Raw genomic sequence first — 17,931 nt, forward strand, 5'->3', positions numbered from 1 at the left:
AGGCGACGGCGGGGCGAAGGGCGGCGGCCGGCGTCGGTAGAGTCTGGGCGTCATGGCGGGAGGGGAGCGCGCGTGCGAGTCGGGGACGTCCTGGACGGCCGGTACGAGCTGGTGGAGAAGCTCGGGCAGGGCGGGTTCGGGGTGGTGTGGCGGGCCGAGGACACCCGGATGGGGCGGCCGGTGGCGGTCAAGGTCATCGGGCACCACGGCGGCGACCGGGCGAAGGCCGCGCTGCGGTTCGTCCGGGAGGCCGGCGCGGCCGGCAACCTCTCGCACCCGCACATCGTCACGGTGCACGACCTCGGGCAGTGCGAGCTCGGCGGCGAGGAGGTCACCTACCTGGTGATGGAGCTGCTCACCGGCCGCACCCTCACCGAGGTGCTGGAGGCGGGGGTGCCCGAGCCCGGGCTCAGCCTGCGCTGGGGGCGGCAGATCAGCGGCGCGCTGGCCGCCGCGCACGACGCGGGCATGGTGCACCGGGACATCAAGCCGGACAACGTGATGATCACCGACGCCGGGCACCTGAAGGTGCTGGACTTCGGCATCGCCCAGCTGGACACCGGCGCGGGCGGGCTGACCACCACCGGGACGATCGTCGGCAGCCCGGCGTACATGGCGCCCGAGCGGTGGACCGGCGGCCGGGTGGACGGGCGGGCCGACCTGTACGCGCTGGGCTGCGTCCTGGTCGAACTCTTCACCGGGGCACGGCCGTTCGGCGGGGACTCGACGCCGGTGCTGATGTACCAGCACCTCAACGAGGTGCCCGCGCCGCTGGACCCGGCGCAGTTCGGGCTGCCGCCGCAGGTGGCCGGGCTGGTCGCGGAGCTGCTGGCGAAGGACCCGGCGGACCGGCCGGCCGACGCCCGTACGGTCGAGCGGCGGCTCGCCGAGCTGGCCGGGTGGGCGGGCGGCCGGGCGGGTGCGCCGGCGCCGGTGCCGACGGTGGTGGAGCGGCCGGCGCCGGTGGTGCCGCCTCCGCCGAGCGCCCCGCCGGTCGTCCCCGCGCCCGCCGTGCCGCCCGCCGTTCCCGCTCCTGCTGTTCCCCCGCCCGCCGTTCCCGCTCCCGCCGTTCCCGCTCCCGCCGCGCCGCCCGCCGTCCCGTCGGTGCTGCCACCGCTGACCACGCCGCCGGTGACGGCCGCGCCGCCCTCCGAGGCCGTACGGGCCGGGCTGCGCGAGCGCCGGTCGGCCGCGTACCGGGCGGCGACGGCCGGCGAGTCGGCGATGCTCCTGCAGACCGTCGCCCAGGAGTGCGTGACCGTGCTCGGCGCGAGCGACCGGGACACCCTGTGCACCTGGCGGGACTTCGCCTGGTACCTCAGCCGGACCGGGGACCTGAACGGCGCGATCCGGCTGCTGACCGCCCTGGTGGGCGACATGCGCTCGGCGCTCGGCCCGCTCGACCCGGACACCCTCGGCGCCCGCTACCACCTGGTCTGGTGCGTCGGCGAGAGCGGTGCGCCGATCACCACGATCCGGCTGATGCACGAGCTGCTGCCCGACCTGCACGCCGCCTGGGGCCCGTACGACCCCCGGGTCCTGAAGGCCCGGCACGACCTCGCGCTGCACCAGGCCAACCGGGGCGACCCGCAGGGCGCGGTGATCCAGCTGCACGGGCTGCTGCCGGACCTCGTCCGGGTGCTGGGCGAGCAGCACCCGAGCACCGTGCAGGCCTGGCAGGACCTGGCCGGGTACCAGCGGCAGCTGGCCGAGGCCGGCCGCAAGGGGCCGGGGCCGCGCCGCCGGACGCCGCGGATGAGCCCGATGGAGGCGCTGGTGCTGGTGCGGCGGCTGCGGGTGTGGGACTTCGCCACCGACGAGCAGGCCCGGGCCTGCATGGACGCGCTGGACCGGGGGATCGGCCTGAAGGGCGTCGCGGACGTGGTGTTCGACGCGCCGGACCACGTCTCGGACGAGGACCTGGTGGAGGAGATCTTCGGGGCCTGAGCGCCGCCGCCACGGCGCCCAGGCCACGCCGGTGCCGTCGCCGCGGTGCTCAGGCCGATACCGCCGTCACGGTGCGCACGCCGCCAGCGCCGGGGCGGCCGCCGGGAGCGCGGCCAGGGCCCGGAGCAGGGCGCGGGCGGCGGCGTCGTTCTGCCGGAAGCCGGGGGCGTCGGTGCGGGGGCGGGCGAAGGCGGCGGCCGCGCGCAGGCTGGTGTGCGGGCCGAGGGCGGTGCGGCGCGGGTGCGGGGCGCCGCCGAGGGCCGGGTCCAGCAGCCGGCTGTCGGCGGCGGCGATGGTGACCAGGCCGGAGCGGTGGGTGTAGTCCGGGTCGGTGACCACCTCCTCGACGATCCGTCCGGTGCGGTGCAGTTCGCCGAGCACCGGGTCCAGGGTGCGGGCCAGCGCGTGCTTGGGCAGGTACGCCTCGACCAGGGCCGTCGCGGTGACGTGGTGGCCGGGCACGGTGGTGCCGGAGGCCCGCCAGGTGCCGCTCGCCTCGTCCCGTTCGATCCGGACGTCCGCGCCGAGGAAGCGCACCACCCCGGCCTCGGAGAGGGCGAGCAGCTGGCGCAGCCGGAACCCGGGCGGGCCGGAGGCGAGGAAGCTGAAGTAGCCGAAGAACCACTCGTCCACCTCCTCGGCGAGGGAGCGGGCGGTGAGCCGGCCGCTGGCGACGACCCGGGGGAGCCGGCCGAACAGCGAGAGCAGGGCGAGGAAGGCGCCGAGGTCGGCGCTGTGCGCGGGGTCGGCGCGGCGGTCGGCGTCGGCGGTGACGTACCCGCGCAGGTGTGCCTGGAGCTCCTCGTCGGTGCCGAGTTCGAGCCCGGCCAGGGGGTGGTCGAGCCGTTCGAAGTCGATCCGGTCGGCCGGGTCGGGGACGGCTTCGGCGACCAGGGCGGCGAGTTCGGGGGAGTACCAGGCGTGCCGGTCGTAGCGGGCGAGGAACTCCGGCCAGGGCAGGGCGGTACGCCCGGGGTGGGCGTGGAACAGCTCGTGGTAGTGCCCGAAGGCGATCTCCTTGGCCATCAACGGCCAGAAGTCGCGCCGCAGTTCTAGCTGTCCGCCGGTGGCGAGCACGGCGTCCACGGCGGCCTCGTCGAAGTACCGGGGGAGCGGGGCGGGCGGCCCCTGGAGCCGGTAGCCGGTCTTGGAGTGGTACGGGACGCCGCGCCGGGAGCCGAGGTGGAGCACCGGCTCGCGGCCGGAGGGGAGGTAGCGCAGCGCGGGCCCGTCCCCGGTGGGCTCGAAGCGGCCGCCGCGGCCCTCGGTGAGCAGGGCGACCAGGTCCACCGAGGCGAGGCCGAGGCCGCGCAGCAGCACGTGTTCGCCGGGGGCGAGGGCGGCCAGGTTGTCGGCCGCGTCGGCGGAGTAGGCGGGCGGGAGGTGGAAGCGGCCGTGCCGGGCGGCGAACCGGGCGTCGGCGGCGTAGCGCGGGTGCGGGACGGAGTCGAGGTGGCCGAGGGTGAGCACGACGTGGTCGGCGGCGAGGGTCCGGTCGCCGAGGCGGACGGTCTGCGGGCCGTCGGCCGGGCCCTCGATCCGGCGGACGGTGTCGCGGTGGACGGTGACCGTGACGTGCGCCGGCAGTTCGGCGACGGCGCGGCGGAACACCCAGTCCAGGTAGGCGCTCTGGGCCCGGCGGGTGGGGAAGTCGGTGGGGGCGAGGGTGCGCAGCTCGGCCCGGACGGCCGGGTCGGCGACCTCCCGGTAGGGCGCGAACTCCTCCTGCCGGGGCGCCCATTCGGCGAGCGAGGGGCCGGGGCGGACCGGTCCTTCGAGGGTGGAGCGCTCGTCGGTGAACATGGTGACGTCCTCGGCCATCGAGTTCATCCGCAGCAGCGGGGACTGGTCGTGGCGCCAGATCCGGCCCGCGCCCGGCGGGTACGGGTCGACCAGGTGGATCGCCAACGGCCGCTCGGCGGGCAGGAGTTCGGCGGCGTTGGCGGCGATCCGCTCCAGCAGCCCGGTGCCGCGCGGGCCGGCGCCGACGATGACGAGCTCCGTCATGCCCGCACCACCTTGACGAGGGCCGCGCGGGCCCGCTGCAGCGGGGTGGGCGGCAGGCCGTCGCGGGTGGCGCCCCGGGCGAAGCGGCGCTCCACGTAGTACTGCCCGATGGACAGCAGGGTGGTGACCACCAGGTACCAGATGGTGGCGACCATCAGCATCGGGATGACCTGGTACGACTGGAGGTAGACCAGCTGCACCGAGTAGAGCAGGTCGGAGACGGCCAGCACGCTGACGATGCTGGTGCCCTTGAGCGCGCCGATCAGCATGTTCCCGGCGGTCGGCACGATCGCCCGCATCGCCTGCGGCACCACGATCCGGCGCAGCACCCGCCACCGGCCGAGCCCGAGCGCGGCCGCCGCCTCCAGCTGGCCGCGGTCGACGGAGAGGATGCCGCCGCGGATCACCTCGGCGGCGTACGCGGTCTCCAGCAGGGTGAGGCCGATGACGGCGGTGAGGGTGGGGCCCATCAGGTTGACGGTCTTGACCGTGACGAACTCGGGGCCGAACGGGATGCCCAGGCCGAGGGTCGGGTAGAGCGCGCCGATGTTGAAGAAGAACAGCAGCTGCACCAGTGGCGGGGTGGAGCGGAACACCCAGATGTAGCCCCAACTGAGCGTGCGCAGCACGGGGTTGTCGGACAGCCGCATGGTGGCGAGGACGGTGCCGAGCACGAAGCCGAGGGCGAGGGTGGCGGCGGTCAGCCAGAGGGTCAGGGCGAGGCCGTCGAGCACGGAGCGGGCGGTGAACCAGTCGGCGACCACGCTCCACTGGAAGGCCTTGTTGCGGACCACCGAGTTGACCGCCATCGCGGCCAGCAGCAGGGCGACGGCGGCCGCGGCCCACTGGCCGGGCTTGCGGCGGGCGACGATCCGGGCCTCGGGGGCGGGCGGCGCGTCGGGGCGGTCGAGGAGGGCGGGGGCGGGCAGGACGTCCTGCGGGGTGGCCATGGCGGCGGCTCCTGGGCGGAGTGCGGGCGGGGAGAGGTACGGCGGTGGTCACGTACGGGGGCGGCGGCCCGTGTCCCTCAACACGGCCGGCGCGTGGCACTGCACTCCGCGTCGATCGTACGCACGCGCGATCGACGGCTGTCAAGGGTGGTCGGGGGTGCCGGACGGCTTCGTCGAAGCGCGTCGAAAAACCGACAGGAGATCGCAACAGTGCGGCAATGATGGATGGTTGACGTACCGATCGGCCGACTGTTCAACTTGGGGCCATGTACGCCGAGCAGCCCCTGGTCACCCGCGACCACATCGACTTCGGTCGGGTGTGGTCCGCGGCGTGTCGCGGCTGACCCGGCAGCGGGCCGCCCGTCCGGCCTGATCCCCCGGCGGGGAGAGCCCTCCCTCGGACCGCCCCGTCGCGGCCGGATCCGTCGTCGACGACCGGCGACGCGTCAGGCCCCCGCTGCCGCCGATGACCCCGCACTGCGCTCCGGCCCTCCCGCGCTCCGGCCCTCCCGTCGTCCGGCACCTCCGCTCCCGCACCCCTCCCACCGTCACCCGCTCGACGGCCGCCCCGCCGCGGCCGCCTCCGGTGCCGCCCACCCGCGGTCCACCGGACCTCCACCCACCCCGAAAGGTTCCGCCATGCCCGTCGAATTCCTCGGCATCGCCGCCACCGGCGACGGTTCGGAGACCACCGCCCGCACCACCGCAGCCTTCGACCGCGACTACACCCTGCGGCTGGCCCGGGTGCACGAGGACCACGGCTGGGACCGGGTGCTCTTCGCGTACGGGGCCGGGGCCCCCGAGCCGGCGGCCGCGGCGGCCTTCCTCGCCTCGCACCTGGACCGCCTCCAGATCCTGCTGGCGCACCGGCCGAACGTCTCCTACCCGACCTTCGCGGCCAAGACCTTCGCGACGCTCGACCGGATCAGCGACGGCCGGCTGACCGTCCACTTCATCACCGGCGGCAACGACCACGAGCAGCAGCGCGAGGGCGACTTCCTGACCAAGGACCAGCGCTACGAGCGCACCCGCGAGTACATCGGCATCGTCAAGAAGGCCTGGACCAGCCGGGAGCCCTTCGACCACGAGGGCCCGCACTACCGCTTCAACGACTTCGTCTCGGACGTCTTCCCCGTGCAGCAGCCGCGCCCCGGGGTCTCCTTCGGCGGCTCCTCGGACGCGGCCTACGCGGCCGGCGGCGCCGAGGCGGACGTCTACTGCCTGTGGGGCGAGCCGCTGGCCCGCACCGCCGAGCAGATCGAGCGGGTGCGGGAGGCGGCCCGGGCCGCCGGGCGCACCGACGTGCCGCGGATCCAGGTGGCGTTCCGGCCGATCATCGCGCCGACCGAGGCGCTGGCCTGGGAGAAGGCACACCGGACGGTGGCCGCGATCCGGGCCCGCCGGGGCGCCGACCGGCCGGAGGGCGTCCCCGAGGCCGTGACACCCGAGAACACCGGCTCCCGGCGGCTGATCGAGATCGCCGAGGCCGGCGAGCGCTACGACCGCGCGCTGTGGACCCCGACCGCCGCGGCGACCGGCGGGGCGGGCAACTCCAACGCGTTGGTCGGCACCCCGGAGACGGTCGCCCAGGCGCTGCTCGACTACTACGACCTCGGCGTGGACATCCTCTCCGCGCGCGGCTACCACCTGCTGGACGACGCGATCGACTTCGGCCGGTACGTCATCCCGATCGTCCGCGAGGAGGTCGCCAAGCGGGACGCCGCCAAGGCCGGGGCCGCCCGGGCCGAGCGGGCCGAGCGCGACCGCCACCAGCTGATCGCGGCGCAGGCGTGAGCGCGGCCGGCGGGTGGGAGTTCCGCAAGGCGTCCGTCGACGACCCCCTGGTCGAACCGCTGCTGCGCGAGCTCACCCACGAGTACGTCACCCGGTACGGCCCCGAGGCGCACCAGGAGATGACCCGCTACCCGGGCGAGGCCTTCGCCGAGCCGCACGGCGTGCTGCTGCTCCTGCTGGAGGACGGCGAACCGGTGGCCGGCGGCGCGTACAAGCGCTACGACGAGCGCACCGCCGAGGTGAAGCGGATGTGGACGCACTCCGCGCACCGCCGCCGGGGCCTGGCCCGCCGGGTGCTGGCCGAGCTGGAGCGGACGGCCGTCGCGGCCGGCTACAGCCGGTTCTACCTCACCACCGGGCCGCGCCAGCCCGAGGCCAGGAACCTCTACCTGGCGGCCGGCTACACCCCGCTGTTCGACGTCTCGGCCGATCCGCTGACCATCGGCCCGCTCCCCTTCGAGAAGCGGCTGCCGGTCCTCGGACCGCAGTCGCCCGTTCTGGCCCACACTCCCTGAAAGGCCCCCCGTGAGAACCAGCACCGTCCGCCGCCGCCTGCTCGCGACCGCCGCCCTGCTGCCGGTCCTGGCCCTGGCCGCCTGCGGCTCGGACCCGAAGATCGCGGGCGCGGCGGCGGGCGGTCCGTCCGCCGCCGCCACCGAGGACCTCGTCTCCGGCCTCAGGACCTCGCAGGCCGCCGCCGCGCTGCTGCCCGAGGACGTCCGCGCCGCCGGCACGATCAGGTTCGGCTCGTCCTTCGGCACGCCGCCCAGCGCCTTCTACACCGACCAGGCCGACCGGAGGCCCGCCGGGATCGACGTGGACTTCACCGACGCGGTGGCCAAGCTGCTCGGCCTGACCGTGCAGCGCGAGCAGGCCGCCTTCGAGACCATCCTGCCCGCCCTGGACAGCGGGAAGTACGACGTCGGCACCGGCAACTTCGGGGTCACCGCGGCCCGGCTGAAGACCATCGACTTCGTCACCTACATCGACGACGGCCAGGGCTTCGCGGTGAAGAAGGACAACACCGCGATCCAGCCGGTCACCGACCTGGTCCAGCTGTGCGGACTGACCATCGGCACCGGCGCCGGCACCACCTTCGAGACCACCCTCAACAGCCGGAAGAGCGTCTGCACCGACGCCGGGAAGAAGCCGTACGAGGTCAAGGCGTTCAGCGAGAGCGGCGCCCTGCTGACCAGCCTCCAGCAGGGCCGGGTGGACATCGAGATGTCCACCATCAACGGCCTGCGCCACCAGGTCGCGCAGGAGGCCTCCGGGACCCGCTTCCTCAACGAGTTCCACCGCCTCGACGTCGGCTTCGCCCTGAAGAAGGGCTCGAAGCTCGCCCCTGCCCTCCAGGCGGCGGTCAACCAGCTGATCAAGGACGGGACGTACGAGCGGATCCTGCGCAAGTGGGGGGTCGCCGAGTCGGCGATCAAGGAGTCGCAGATCAGCCCGCCCGAGCACGCCTGAGCGCCGGCCCGAGCGAAGGAGACCCCCGATGACCACCGCCACCACCGCCACCACCACCGGGACCAGCGCGGCCCCGCCCAGCCGGCCGGCCCCGGCCGCCGCCCTCGACCTCGACCGGCTGGCCGGCCTGCGCACCGTCCCCGCCCGGCACCCCTGGCGCTGGGCCGCCGGGATCGCCGCGCTGGTCGTGCTCGCCCAGTTCGCCCACGGCCTGGCCACCAACCCCGGCTGGGACTGGGCCACCTTCCGGCTCTACTTCACCGCCGACACCATCCTCCGGGCGATCGGACGGACCCTCGAACTCACCGCCTACGGCACGGTGCTGGGCTTCCTGCTGGGCACCGTGGTGGCCGCGATGCGGCTGTCCCGCAGCGCGATCCTGCGCTCCATCGCCTGGGCCTACGTGTGGGTGTTCCGCTCGATCCCGCTGATCGTCCAGCTGGTGTTCTGGTTCAACCTCTCCTACCTGTACAAGCGGTTCGGGATCGGCATCCCGTTCGGCCCGACCTTCGGCGAGGTCGAGACGGTCGGGGTGCTCAGCGCGCTCGGCGCGGCGGTGCTCGGCCTCGGGCTGCACCAGGCCGCGTTCGCCGCCGAGATCATCCGCGGCGGCATCATCGCGGTGGACGCCGGCCAGCGCGAGGCCGCCGCCGCGCTCGGCATCCCGCGCTGGCGGCAGGGCCGGCGGATCGTGCTGCCGCAGGCCATGCGCGGCATCCTGCCGGCCGCCGCCAACGAGGTGATCTCGCTGCTCAAGGGCACCTCGGTGGTCTACGTGATGGCCATCGGCGAGCTCTTCTACCAGGCCCAGGTGGTCTACGGCCGTACGGGCCGGGTGGTGCCGCTGCTGATGGTCGCCACCGTCTGGTACGTGCTGCTGACCACCGTGCTCTCGGTCGGCCAGTACTACGTCGAGCGCCACTTCGCCCGCGGCGCCCAGCGCACCCCGCCGCCCACCCCGTGGCAGCGCGTCCGGGCCCTCGCCCGGAGCCTGCCGGACCGCACCCGGCCCGCCGCCGCCCGTACCCCCGGAGGACAGTCGTGACCACCCTGACGAAGCCCGAGCCGAGCCCGGCCGCCCCGAGCCCGGCCGCCCCGATGGTGCAGGTCCGCGGCCTGCACAAGAGCTTCGGCCGGCTGGAGGTGCTGCGCGGGGTCGACCTGGACGTCCTGGCCGGCTCGGTGACCGTGGTGCTCGGCCCGTCCGGCTCCGGCAAGTCCACCCTGCTGCGCGCGATCAACCACCTGGAGAAGCAGGACCGCGGCCACGTCGCCATCGACGGCGAGCTGATCGGCTACCGCCGCTCCGGCGACCGGCTGTACGAGCTCAAGGAGCGCGAGGTGCTGCGCCAGCGCACCGGCATCGGCTTCGTGTTCCAGAACTTCAACCTGTTCCCGCACCTCACCGTGCTGGAGAACCTGGTCGAGGCGCCGGTCTCCGCGCTGCGCCGCCCCCGGGCCGAGGCCAGGGCGACGGCGCTGGCGCTGCTGGAGCGGGTCGGGCTGGCCGACAAGGCCGCCGCCTACCCCCGGCAGCTGTCCGGGGGGCAGCAGCAGCGGGTGGCGATCGCCCGGGCGCTGGCGCTGGAGCCGAAGGTGCTGCTGTTCGACGAGCCGACCTCGGCGCTCGACCCGGAGCTGGTCGGCGAGGTGCTGGACGTCATCAAGGACCTGGCCCGCAGCGGCACCACGATGATCGTGGTCACCCACGAGATCGGCTTCGCCCGCGAGGTCGCCGACACCGTGGTCTTCATGGACGGCGGCGTGGTGGTCGAGCAGGGCCCGCCCGCCGAGGTCCTGGACCGGCCGCGGCACGAGCGCACCCGGGCCTTCCTGGCCAAGGTCCTCTGACCTTCCCCTTTCCCCAACCCCCCTTCACCGAGCAGGAGTTCCGCCATGTCCCTACCCCGTCGCGCCCTCGTGACCGCCGCCGCGCTCACCGCAGCCCTCGTTCTGGCCGGCTGCGGCAGCGGCGCCACGGGCGCGGCGGGGGAGCTCGCCCCGGCCAAGGGCAGCACCGCGCCGGACGGCACGGTGGTGAACCTGTCGCCGAACCAGGAACGGGTCACCACGCCCAAGGTCGACGCGATCGCCGCGCTGGTCCCGGAGGAGATCAGACGGAAGGGGACGCTGAGCGTCGTCGACTCCATCGGCTCCACCCCGCCGCTGGACTTCTACGCCAACGACGACAAGACGATCATCGGCGTCGAACCGGACCTCGCCCTCCTGATCGGCAACGTGCTCGGCCTCAGGGTCGAGTTCAACCCGGTCTCCTGGGAGAACATCTTCGTCGGCCTGGACAGCGGCAAGTACGACGTCGGCCTGTCCAACATCACCGTCACCGAGGCGCGCAAGGAGAAGTACGACTTCGCCACCTACCGGCTGGACGTCCTGGGCTTCGAGGCGAAGAAGGGCGGCGGCCTCAAGGTCACCGGCCCCAGGGACCTCGCGGGCAAGGCGGTCGGCGTCGCCACCGGCACCAACCAGGAGAAGCTGCTGGTCTCCTGGAGCGAGGAGAACATCAGGAACGGCCTCAAGCCGATCGACATCAAGTACTTCCAGGGCACCGAGTACTACCTGGCGCTCTCCTCCGGCCGGATCGAGGTCTACACCGGCCCCAACCCCAGTCTGGCCTTCCACGCCGTGCAGACCGGCGAGACCGAGGTCGTCGGCACCTACTCGGGCGGCGGCGCGGACGTCCTCGGCAAGATCGCGGCGACCACCCGGAAGGACAACGGCCTGGTCAAGGCGTTGAACGGGGCGATCGACGAGGTGATCAGGAACGGCACGTACGGGCAGGTGCTCAAGCGCTGGGGCCTGGACAACGAGGCCGTGAAGAGCTCCGAGATCAACCCGCCCGGGCTGCCCAAGCCGTAGCCATGGGAAGTGGGCCCGGCTCGTTCACCCGTTCGTCCCCGCCCGCCGCTATGGTGACCCCTCCGACCCCTCCGGCGGCGAACGCCGAGCGGGCGCGGTCGGGTTGGGGGAGGGAATGGAGAAGGGCGAGGTGCTCGGCGGCCGCTTCCGGCTGGAGCAGGAGCTGGGCCGGGGCGGCTTCGGCGTGGTCTGGCGGGCGACCGACACGACCATCGACCGGCCGGTCGCGGTCAAGGTGCTGCTCGCCGAGCACGCCACCGACCGGGAGGCGGTCAGCCGGTTCGTCCGCGAGGCCCGGACGGCCGGCGGCCTCAACAACCCGCACATCGTCACCGTGTACGACTACGGGTGGACGGAGTCCGGCTCCGGGAAGATCCCGTACCTGGTGATGGAGCTGGTCCGCGGCCGGGCGCTGTCCGAGGTGCTCAAGGACGGCCGGCCGGACCACAAGCAGGGGCTGCGCTGGATGCGGCACGTGTGCAAGGCGCTGGACGCCGCGCACCGCTCGGGGATCGTCCACCGGGACATCAAGCCCGAGAACGTGATGATCGTGGAGGACGGGGAGCGGGCCAAGGTCCTGGACTTCGGCATCGCCCGACTGGTCACCCAGACCGTCCGGCTCACCTCCACCGGCAACGTGGTCGGCACCGTCCCGTACCTGGCGCCCGAGTGCTGGTCCGGCGGCCCGGTGGACGGCCGGGCCGACCTCTACGCGCTCGGCATCATGCTGTACGAGGTCTGCACCGGCACCCGCCCGTTCCGCGCCGCCTCGGCCGCCGAGTACATGTACAAGCACCTGGAGGAGGTCCCGCCCCGGGTGCGCGGCAAGGACCCGGCCCTGGCCGGGCTGGTCGCCGAACTGCTCGCCAAGCGGCCCGGACAACGGCCGGCCGGCGCCGCCGAGGTGCTGGAGCGGCTGCGCGCCATCCGGCCCGGGATGCTGCGCCCGGACGACCCCAGCCCGGAGCAGCTGCGCCGGCGGGCCGACCGGGCCTGGCGGCACGGGGAGGCCGGCGAGGCCGCGGAGGCGGTGGAGATCCTCACCGCACTCGTCCCCGACTTCGCCCGGATCTGCGGCCCGGAGGACCCGCGCACCCTGCGCACCTGCCACGACCTGGCCCTCTGGCTGGCCCGGGACGGCAGCCCGGGCGCGGCCGCCGCCCTGCTGGACGAACTGGCCCAGGTGCCCGGCGCCACCCCGGAGGCCCGGGCGGACGCCCGGCGCGACCTCGCGCACTGGCAGCGGGAGGCCGCCCGGCTCGGCCCGGGCCGGCCGCGGGCCGTCGCCCTGGCGGCGCTGCTCGGCGGCGGCGCGCAGGACGGCTGAGCCGCCGCCGCGCGGCCGGCCCGGCGGGTGTCAACCGTGCGGGCCGCCGAGCCGGGGCGGCGGCCGGAGCGCCAACCGGGAGGATTTCGCCCATCGGGACGGTCTGGCCCGCCGCCCCGGCGCGTTGGTATACCTCGTTGCCGGACTCGGGAGCGGCCTCCGGGCCGCCCCGGTGAGCTGCGACGAAAGGCTGGTGACGGATCGATGAAGCTCCTGCGCGTCGGACCCGCGGGCGCCGAGCGCCCGGTCGTCCTGGGCGAGGACGGCACCGCGTACGACCTCTCGGGGCGGACCCGCGACCTCGACGGGGCCTTCCTGGCCGGGCTGGACCCGGCCGCACTGGCCCGGGACGCGGCCGCCGGCGTCCTGCCGGTGCTGGACCTCGACGGCCTGCGGGTGGGCGCACCGGTGCCCCGGCCGGGCAAGGTGGTCGGCATCGGGCTCAACTACCGCGACCACGCGGCCGAGGCCGGGGCCGCGATCCCGGCCGAGCCGGTCATCTTCCTCAAGCCGGGCTCCACCGTGGTCGGCCCGTACGACGAGGTGCTGGTGCCGCGCGGCGGCGAGAAGACCGACTACGAGGCCGAGCTGGCCGTCGTGATCGGCCGCACCGCCCGCTACCTGGACTCGCACGCCGAGGCGGCCGGGGTGATCGCCGGGTACACGATCGCCAACGACGTCACCGAGCGGGCCTTCCAGTTCGAGCGCGGCGGCCAGTGGGACAAGGGCAAGTCGGCGGAGACCTTCACCCCGCTCGGGCCCTGGCTGGTCACCCCCGACGAGGTGGCCGACCCGCAGGCGCTGACCCTGCGGCTGTGGGTCAACGGCGAGCGGCGGCAGCACGGCAGCACCGCGGAGATGGTCTTCCCGGTGCTCGAACTGGTCCGCTACGCGAGCCGGTTCATGGTGCTGGAGCCCGGCGACGTGGTCATCACCGGCACCCCGGCGGGGGTCACCCTGGGCCGCCCCGGCACGCCGTACCTCGCCCCGGGCGACGTGGTCGAGATCGAGGTCGACGGGCTCGGCCGCCAGCGCCAGGTGCTCGGCAAGGCGTAACGGCGCGGGCCGCCCGACCCTTGGCACGGGGGTCGGGAGGGGCGCCGGGACCGCTCGGGTGCGGCCGCGCCGGCTAGGAGCCGCCGCCCAGCACCGCCCGCAGCCGCTCCGCCCGCTCCGGCCGCGGCCCCTCCAGCGCCAGCACCCCCGCCAGCACCTCGGCCGTCTGCGGGTCGTGCAGCGCCGTCGCCGCCGCCATCGCCGTGAACTGGTCCACCAGCCAGTCGCGCAGTTCCGCCACCGGCAGCGCGCGCCCCTCGTCCAGCCAGCTCAGCGACGCGCCCTCGACCACCGCGATCCAGGAGCGCACCAGCAGCGTCAACCGCGGCCCGGCCTCCCGCACGCCCAGGTGGCGCAGCGTCCGGCGCAGCGCCTCCCGCCGGACGTCGTCCACGATCGCCGAGGTGCGGGCCGTCTCCACCACCGAACCGCCGCGCAGCAGCGCCGAGTAGCCCGCGTCGTGCTCGGCCACGAAGGCGAAGTAGCCGTCCAGCACCGCCGACAGCTGCTCGGACGGCGTCCCGCTCAGCCGCAGCGCGAAGCGGCTGCTCAGCTCGTCCGCCGCGGTGCGCAGCGCGGCCTCGTACAACTGCTGCTTGCCGCCCGCGAAGTAGCGGTACACCAGCGGGCGGGAGGCCCCGGCGGCCTCGGCGACGTCGTCCAGGCCCACCTCCTCGGGCGGCCGGGAGGCGAACAGCTCCAGGGCGACCGCGATCAGCTGCTCGCGCCGCTGCTGGACCGGCAGCCGCCGGTAGCCGGTGCGGCGCGGGCGCGGCTCGGGTGCGGCCGGGGCGGGGCTGGCTTCCATGGCGGCCAAGCGTAATGGGCGCCGGACGGATCGGATCCGGTCGCGCCGAACGGATTTTCGCAGGCGAACCCGGCTCGCAAAGGGGTTGCAAAGCTGCCGCGCCACGAAATGATGTCCGAATGCGTGAAGAACTGATCACCGCCGACGGCGCCACCCCTCGCCGCATCGCCGACGACCACGTCCGCGAACTGGCCGAGCTCGACCCGCTGACCGCGGTGTACCTCGGTCTCAACCTTGACGACGACCGGCTTCCCGACCTCTCCCCGGCCGGTCCCGAGGCCGTCGCCGACCTCGCCCGCCGCACCCTGGCGAAGCTCGACGAGGCCGAGCGGGCCGGTGCCGCCGACGACGAGGCGGAGCGCCGCTGCGCCCGGCTGCTGCGCGAGCGGCTGACCGCCGAACTCGCCGTCCACGAGGCGGGGGAGAACTTCCGCTCGCTGCGCAACCTGGGCTCCCCGGTGCACGACGTGCGGGAGTCCTTCACCCTGATGGGCACCGACACCGAGGCCGAGTGGCAGGTGATCGGCCGCCGGATGGCGCGGCTCCCGGAGGCGTTCGCGCAGTACCGGCGCACGTTGACGGAGGGCGTCGAGCGCGGCCTGCTGTCCGGCCCGCGCCAGGTGGCCACGGTGCTCGGGCAGTTCGCCGAGTGGCTGGGCGAGGACGCGCCCGCCGCCGAGCGGGTGCCCGGCGCCTGGTTCGGCACCTTCGTCCAGGGCGCGCCGGAGGGTCTGCACCCCGAGCTGTCGAAGCACGCGGTGGCCGCCGCCGAGGCGCTGGCGGAGCTGCGGGACTGGCTGCGCGACGTGTACGGCCCGGCCGCGGCCGGCGCCCCGGACACCGCGGGCCGGGAGCGCTACGTCCGCTGGGTGCGCTACTGGACCGGTGCCGACCTGGACCTCGACGAGGCCTACGCCTGGGCCTGGAGCGAGTTCCACGACCTGCTGGCGCAGATGGAGACCGAGGCCGAGAAGGTCCTGCCGGGCGCGGGTCCGCTCGCGGCGATGCGCTGGCTGGAGTCGGACGGCCCGGCGATCGAGGGTGCCGAGGCCGCCCGGGAGTACCTCCAGGGCCTGATGGACCAGGCCGTCCGGGACCTCCAGGGCACCCACTTCGACCTGGCCGAGCCGGTCACCCGGGTCGAGTCGAGGATCGCCCCGGCGGGCAGCGCCGCCGCGCCGTACTACACCGCGCCCTCGCTGGACTTCAGCCGCCCCGGGCGGACCTGGCTGCCGCTGGTCGGCCGGGACCGCTTCCCGGTCTGGGACCTGGTCTCCACCTGGTACCACGAGGGCGTCCCGGGCCACCACCTCCAGCTCGCGCAGTGGAACTACGTCGCCGACCGGCTCTCCACCTACCAGGTGAGCCTCGGCGGGGTGAGCGCCAACCTGGAGGGCTGGGCGCTGTACGCCGAGCGCCTGATGGACGAGCTCGGCTACCTCACCGACCCGGGCCACCGCCTGGGCTACCTCAACGCGCAGATGATGCGCGCGCTGCGGGTCATCGTCGACATCGGCATGCACGTGGGCCTGGACTTCCCGGCGGACTCCCCGTACCGGCCGGGCGAGCCGGTCGCCCCGGAGCACGCCCGGGAGTTCTTCGGCCTGTACTGCGGCCTGTCCGCCGACTTCCTGGACAGCGAACTGGTCCGCTACCTGGGCCTGCCCGGCCAGGCGATCGGCTACAAGCTGGGCGAGCGCGCCTGGCTGCGCGGCCGGGCGGCGGCGAAGGCGGCGCACGAGGCGCGCGGCGAGGAGTTCGACCTCAAGGCCTGGCACATGGCGGCGCTCTCGCAGGGCTCGCTGGGGCTGGACGACCTGGTCGAGGAGCTCTCGGCGCTCTGAGCCACCACGCGGCGCGAGCCGTGGAACCAGGCCCCCGGGACTCGGTCCGCAGTCCCGGGGGCCTGGTTCTTTTGTCCCGAAGGTCTGATTTGGTGAGGTTTTTCCTTGCCATCCGTCCGGAGCGGGGTTTGGCTGGAAGGCGACTGCGTGACCTCTCCGCCCCACTCCGGAAGGCTCGACCAGTGACTGCGAGAACCGTCGCCGGTCATGAGGACGCGGACCGCCGCCGCTGGTGGGCGCTGGCCGTCATCGCCACCGCCCAGCTCATGATCGTGCTCGACATCACCATCGTGAACATCGCACTGCCGTCCGCCCAGCGGGACCTGGGCATCTCGGACGCCGACCGGCAGTGGGTGATCACCGCCTACACGCTGGCCTTCGGCGGCCTGCTGCTGCTCGGCGGCCGGCTGGGCGACCTCTTCGGCCGCAAGCGCGTCTTCACCGTCGGCCTGCTGGGCTTCGCCCTCGCCTCCGCCCTCGGCGGCGCGGCGGTCGGCCCCGCCATGCTCTTCGGCGCCCGCGCCCTCCAGGGGGCGTTCGGCGCCCTGCTCGCCCCCTCCGCGCTGGGGCTGCTCTCCACCACCTTCTCCGATCCGCGGGAGCGCAGTACGGCCTTCGGCATCTTCGGCGCGATCGCCGGCGGCGGCTCCGCGATCGGCTTCATCGCCGGCGGCCTGCTGACCGAGTACCTGGACTGGCGCTGGTGCCTGTTCGTCAACGTGCCGATCGCCGCCGTCACCGCCTTCGCGGCCTTCAACGTGCTGAAGCGCGACCACGTCGGGAAGGGCCGCCGGCTGCGGCTGGACCTGCCCGGGGCGCTGCTCGGCTGCGGCGGCCTGCTGGCGATCGTCTACGGCACCTCCGAGGCCGTGACCAGGGGCTGGGGCGACGGCCTGGTGATCGGCCCGCTGGTCCTGGGCGTGGCGCTGCTCGCGGCGTTCGTCCTGGTGGAGCGGCGCACCGCGCACCCGCTGCTGCCGCTGCACATCGTCGCCGACCGCAACCGGGGCGGCGGCGCGCTCTCGGTGGGCCTGGCGATGGTCGGCATGTTCGGCCTGTTCCTGTTCCTGACCTACTACCTCCAGGCCATCAAGCACTTCTCGCCGATCGTGTCCGGCCTGTCCTTCCTGCCCATGACGGTCGCCATCGTGCTGAGTTCGACGGGCTTCGCGGCCCGGATGATGACCAGGGTGCCGTCCCGGAACCTGATCGGCCCCGGCCTGCTGCTCGCCGCGGGCGGCATGGCCTGGCTGACCCAGATGCGGGTGGACAGCCCGTGGGCCGGCATGGTGCTGCCCGCCGAACTGCTGATCGGCTTCGGCATGGGCCTGGTGTTCATGCCGGCCATGAGCCTGGCCACCCTCGGGGTCGCCCCGAACGAGGCCGGCGCGGCCTCGGCCACCATCAACTCGGCGCAGCAGGTGGGCGGTTCGGTCGGCACCGCGTTGCTGAACACGGTCGCCGCGAGTGCCACCGCGAGCTTCCTGGCCACCCGGATCGCCGCCGACCCGGCGGTGCGCGCCCAGGGTGCGGTGCACGGCTACGTGGTCGCGACCTGGGTGGCGATGGGCGTGCTGCTGGCGGCCGCGCTGGTCGCGGTGCTGATGATCGACCACCGGCCGACCCCGGTCGCGGCCACCGCCGTCGAGGCCACCGCCGTCGAGGGCGGGGCGGCATCGGCGTCCGCCGTACGGGCGGTGGACGGGCGGCCGAGCCCGCGGGCCGTGGCCCGGGCCGACGTCCGGGCGAACGTCGGGACCGGGGCCGAGGTCCGGGCCGAGGCGGGTCCGGAGCGGCCACCGGCCGATTGAAATTTGCAGCAAGCCCTTGCAGTCAACCTCCGGCGCCTGC

The 17,931-nt window shown here is 74.5% G+C and carries 14 protein-coding genes; 11 read left to right on the forward strand and 3 right to left on the reverse strand.

Features of this window, described 5'->3' with window-relative positions; all coding sequences use genetic code 11:
• The first annotated feature begins 72 nt into the window (after window positions 1-72).
• Entirely contained in the window at window positions 73-1,947 is a 1,875-nt protein-coding gene (locus ACWDD9_RS23640; protein ID WP_449812597.1) for a protein kinase domain-containing protein, read from the forward strand.
• Between the two features lie 66 nt (window positions 1,948-2,013).
• Here the strand turns inward: ACWDD9_RS23640 and ACWDD9_RS23645 are convergent, their stop codons facing one another.
• Both ACWDD9_RS23645 and ACWDD9_RS23650 read right to left on the reverse strand, forming a co-directional pair.
• Complete coding sequence (locus tag ACWDD9_RS23645) at window positions 2,014-3,954, reverse strand: FAD/NAD(P)-binding protein (protein ID WP_449812598.1); 1,941 nt, start codon at window positions 3,952-3,954, stop codon at window positions 2,014-2,016.
• The gene (locus tag ACWDD9_RS23650; protein ID WP_049655456.1) at window positions 3,951-4,904 is read right to left on the reverse strand and encodes an amino acid ABC transporter permease; all 954 of its coding nucleotides are present in this window, start codon (window positions 4,902-4,904) and stop codon (window positions 3,951-3,953) included. Before ACWDD9_RS23650 ends, ACWDD9_RS23645 begins: the two co-directional genes overlap by 4 nt.
• A gap of 639 nt (window positions 4,905-5,543) precedes the next feature.
• Between ACWDD9_RS23650 and ACWDD9_RS23655 the strand changes: the two genes are divergently transcribed.
• The 8 genes from ACWDD9_RS23655 to ACWDD9_RS23690 all read left to right on the forward strand — a co-directional run bounded on the left by ACWDD9_RS23655 (window position 5,544) and on the right by ACWDD9_RS23690 (window position 13,428).
• A complete protein-coding gene (locus ACWDD9_RS23655; protein WP_449812599.1) occupies window positions 5,544-6,698 on the forward strand; it encodes an LLM class flavin-dependent oxidoreductase in 1,155 nt (384 codons plus the stop codon).
• Complete coding sequence (locus ACWDD9_RS23660; RefSeq protein WP_049655459.1) at window positions 6,695-7,213, forward strand: GNAT family N-acetyltransferase; 519 nt, start codon at window positions 6,695-6,697, stop codon at window positions 7,211-7,213. Before ACWDD9_RS23655 ends, ACWDD9_RS23660 begins: the two co-directional genes overlap by 4 nt.
• A gap of 10 nt (window positions 7,214-7,223) precedes the next feature.
• Entirely contained in the window at window positions 7,224-8,168 is a 945-nt protein-coding gene (locus ACWDD9_RS23665; RefSeq protein ID WP_387968262.1) for an ABC transporter substrate-binding protein, read from the forward strand.
• Window positions 8,169-8,196: 28 nt separating this feature from the next.
• A complete protein-coding gene (locus ACWDD9_RS23670; RefSeq protein ID WP_449812600.1) occupies window positions 8,197-9,213 on the forward strand; it encodes an amino acid ABC transporter permease in 1,017 nt (338 codons plus the stop codon).
• Between the two features lie 53 nt (window positions 9,214-9,266).
• A complete protein-coding gene (locus tag ACWDD9_RS23675) occupies window positions 9,267-10,019 on the forward strand; it encodes an amino acid ABC transporter ATP-binding protein (RefSeq protein ID WP_449812624.1) in 753 nt (250 codons plus the stop codon).
• A gap of 45 nt (window positions 10,020-10,064) precedes the next feature.
• The gene (locus ACWDD9_RS23680) at window positions 10,065-11,045 is read left to right on the forward strand and encodes an ABC transporter substrate-binding protein (protein WP_449812601.1); all 981 of its coding nucleotides are present in this window, start codon (window positions 10,065-10,067) and stop codon (window positions 11,043-11,045) included.
• 115 nt (window positions 11,046-11,160) lie between these two features.
• The gene (locus tag ACWDD9_RS23685) at window positions 11,161-12,372 is read left to right on the forward strand and encodes a serine/threonine-protein kinase (RefSeq protein WP_074001441.1); all 1,212 of its coding nucleotides are present in this window, start codon (window positions 11,161-11,163) and stop codon (window positions 12,370-12,372) included.
• 204 nt (window positions 12,373-12,576) lie between these two features.
• The gene (locus ACWDD9_RS23690; protein WP_375876482.1) at window positions 12,577-13,428 is read left to right on the forward strand and encodes a fumarylacetoacetate hydrolase family protein; all 852 of its coding nucleotides are present in this window, start codon (window positions 12,577-12,579) and stop codon (window positions 13,426-13,428) included.
• 73 nt (window positions 13,429-13,501) lie between these two features.
• Here the strand turns inward: ACWDD9_RS23690 and ACWDD9_RS23695 are convergent, their stop codons facing one another.
• Window positions 13,502-14,236 carry a TetR/AcrR family transcriptional regulator gene (locus ACWDD9_RS23695; protein WP_074001443.1) on the reverse strand — a complete coding sequence of 245 codons (735 nt, stop codon included), beginning with the start codon at window positions 14,234-14,236 and terminating at the stop codon, window positions 13,502-13,504.
• Window positions 14,237-14,355: 119 nt separating this feature from the next.
• Between ACWDD9_RS23695 and ACWDD9_RS23700 the strand changes: the two genes are divergently transcribed.
• Together ACWDD9_RS23700 and ACWDD9_RS23705 are read left to right on the forward strand one after the other, a co-directional pair.
• Window positions 14,356-16,080, forward strand: coding sequence for a DUF885 domain-containing protein (locus ACWDD9_RS23700; RefSeq protein ID WP_049657741.1), 1,725 nt, complete (start codon window positions 14,356-14,358; stop codon window positions 16,078-16,080).
• A 266-nt stretch (window positions 16,081-16,346) separates the two neighbouring features.
• The gene (locus ACWDD9_RS23705; RefSeq protein WP_449812625.1) at window positions 16,347-17,891 is read left to right on the forward strand and encodes an MFS transporter; all 1,545 of its coding nucleotides are present in this window, start codon (window positions 16,347-16,349) and stop codon (window positions 17,889-17,891) included.
• Window positions 17,892-17,931: the final 40 nt, after the last annotated feature.

The organism is Kitasatospora sp. NPDC001119, from assembly GCF_053598475.1.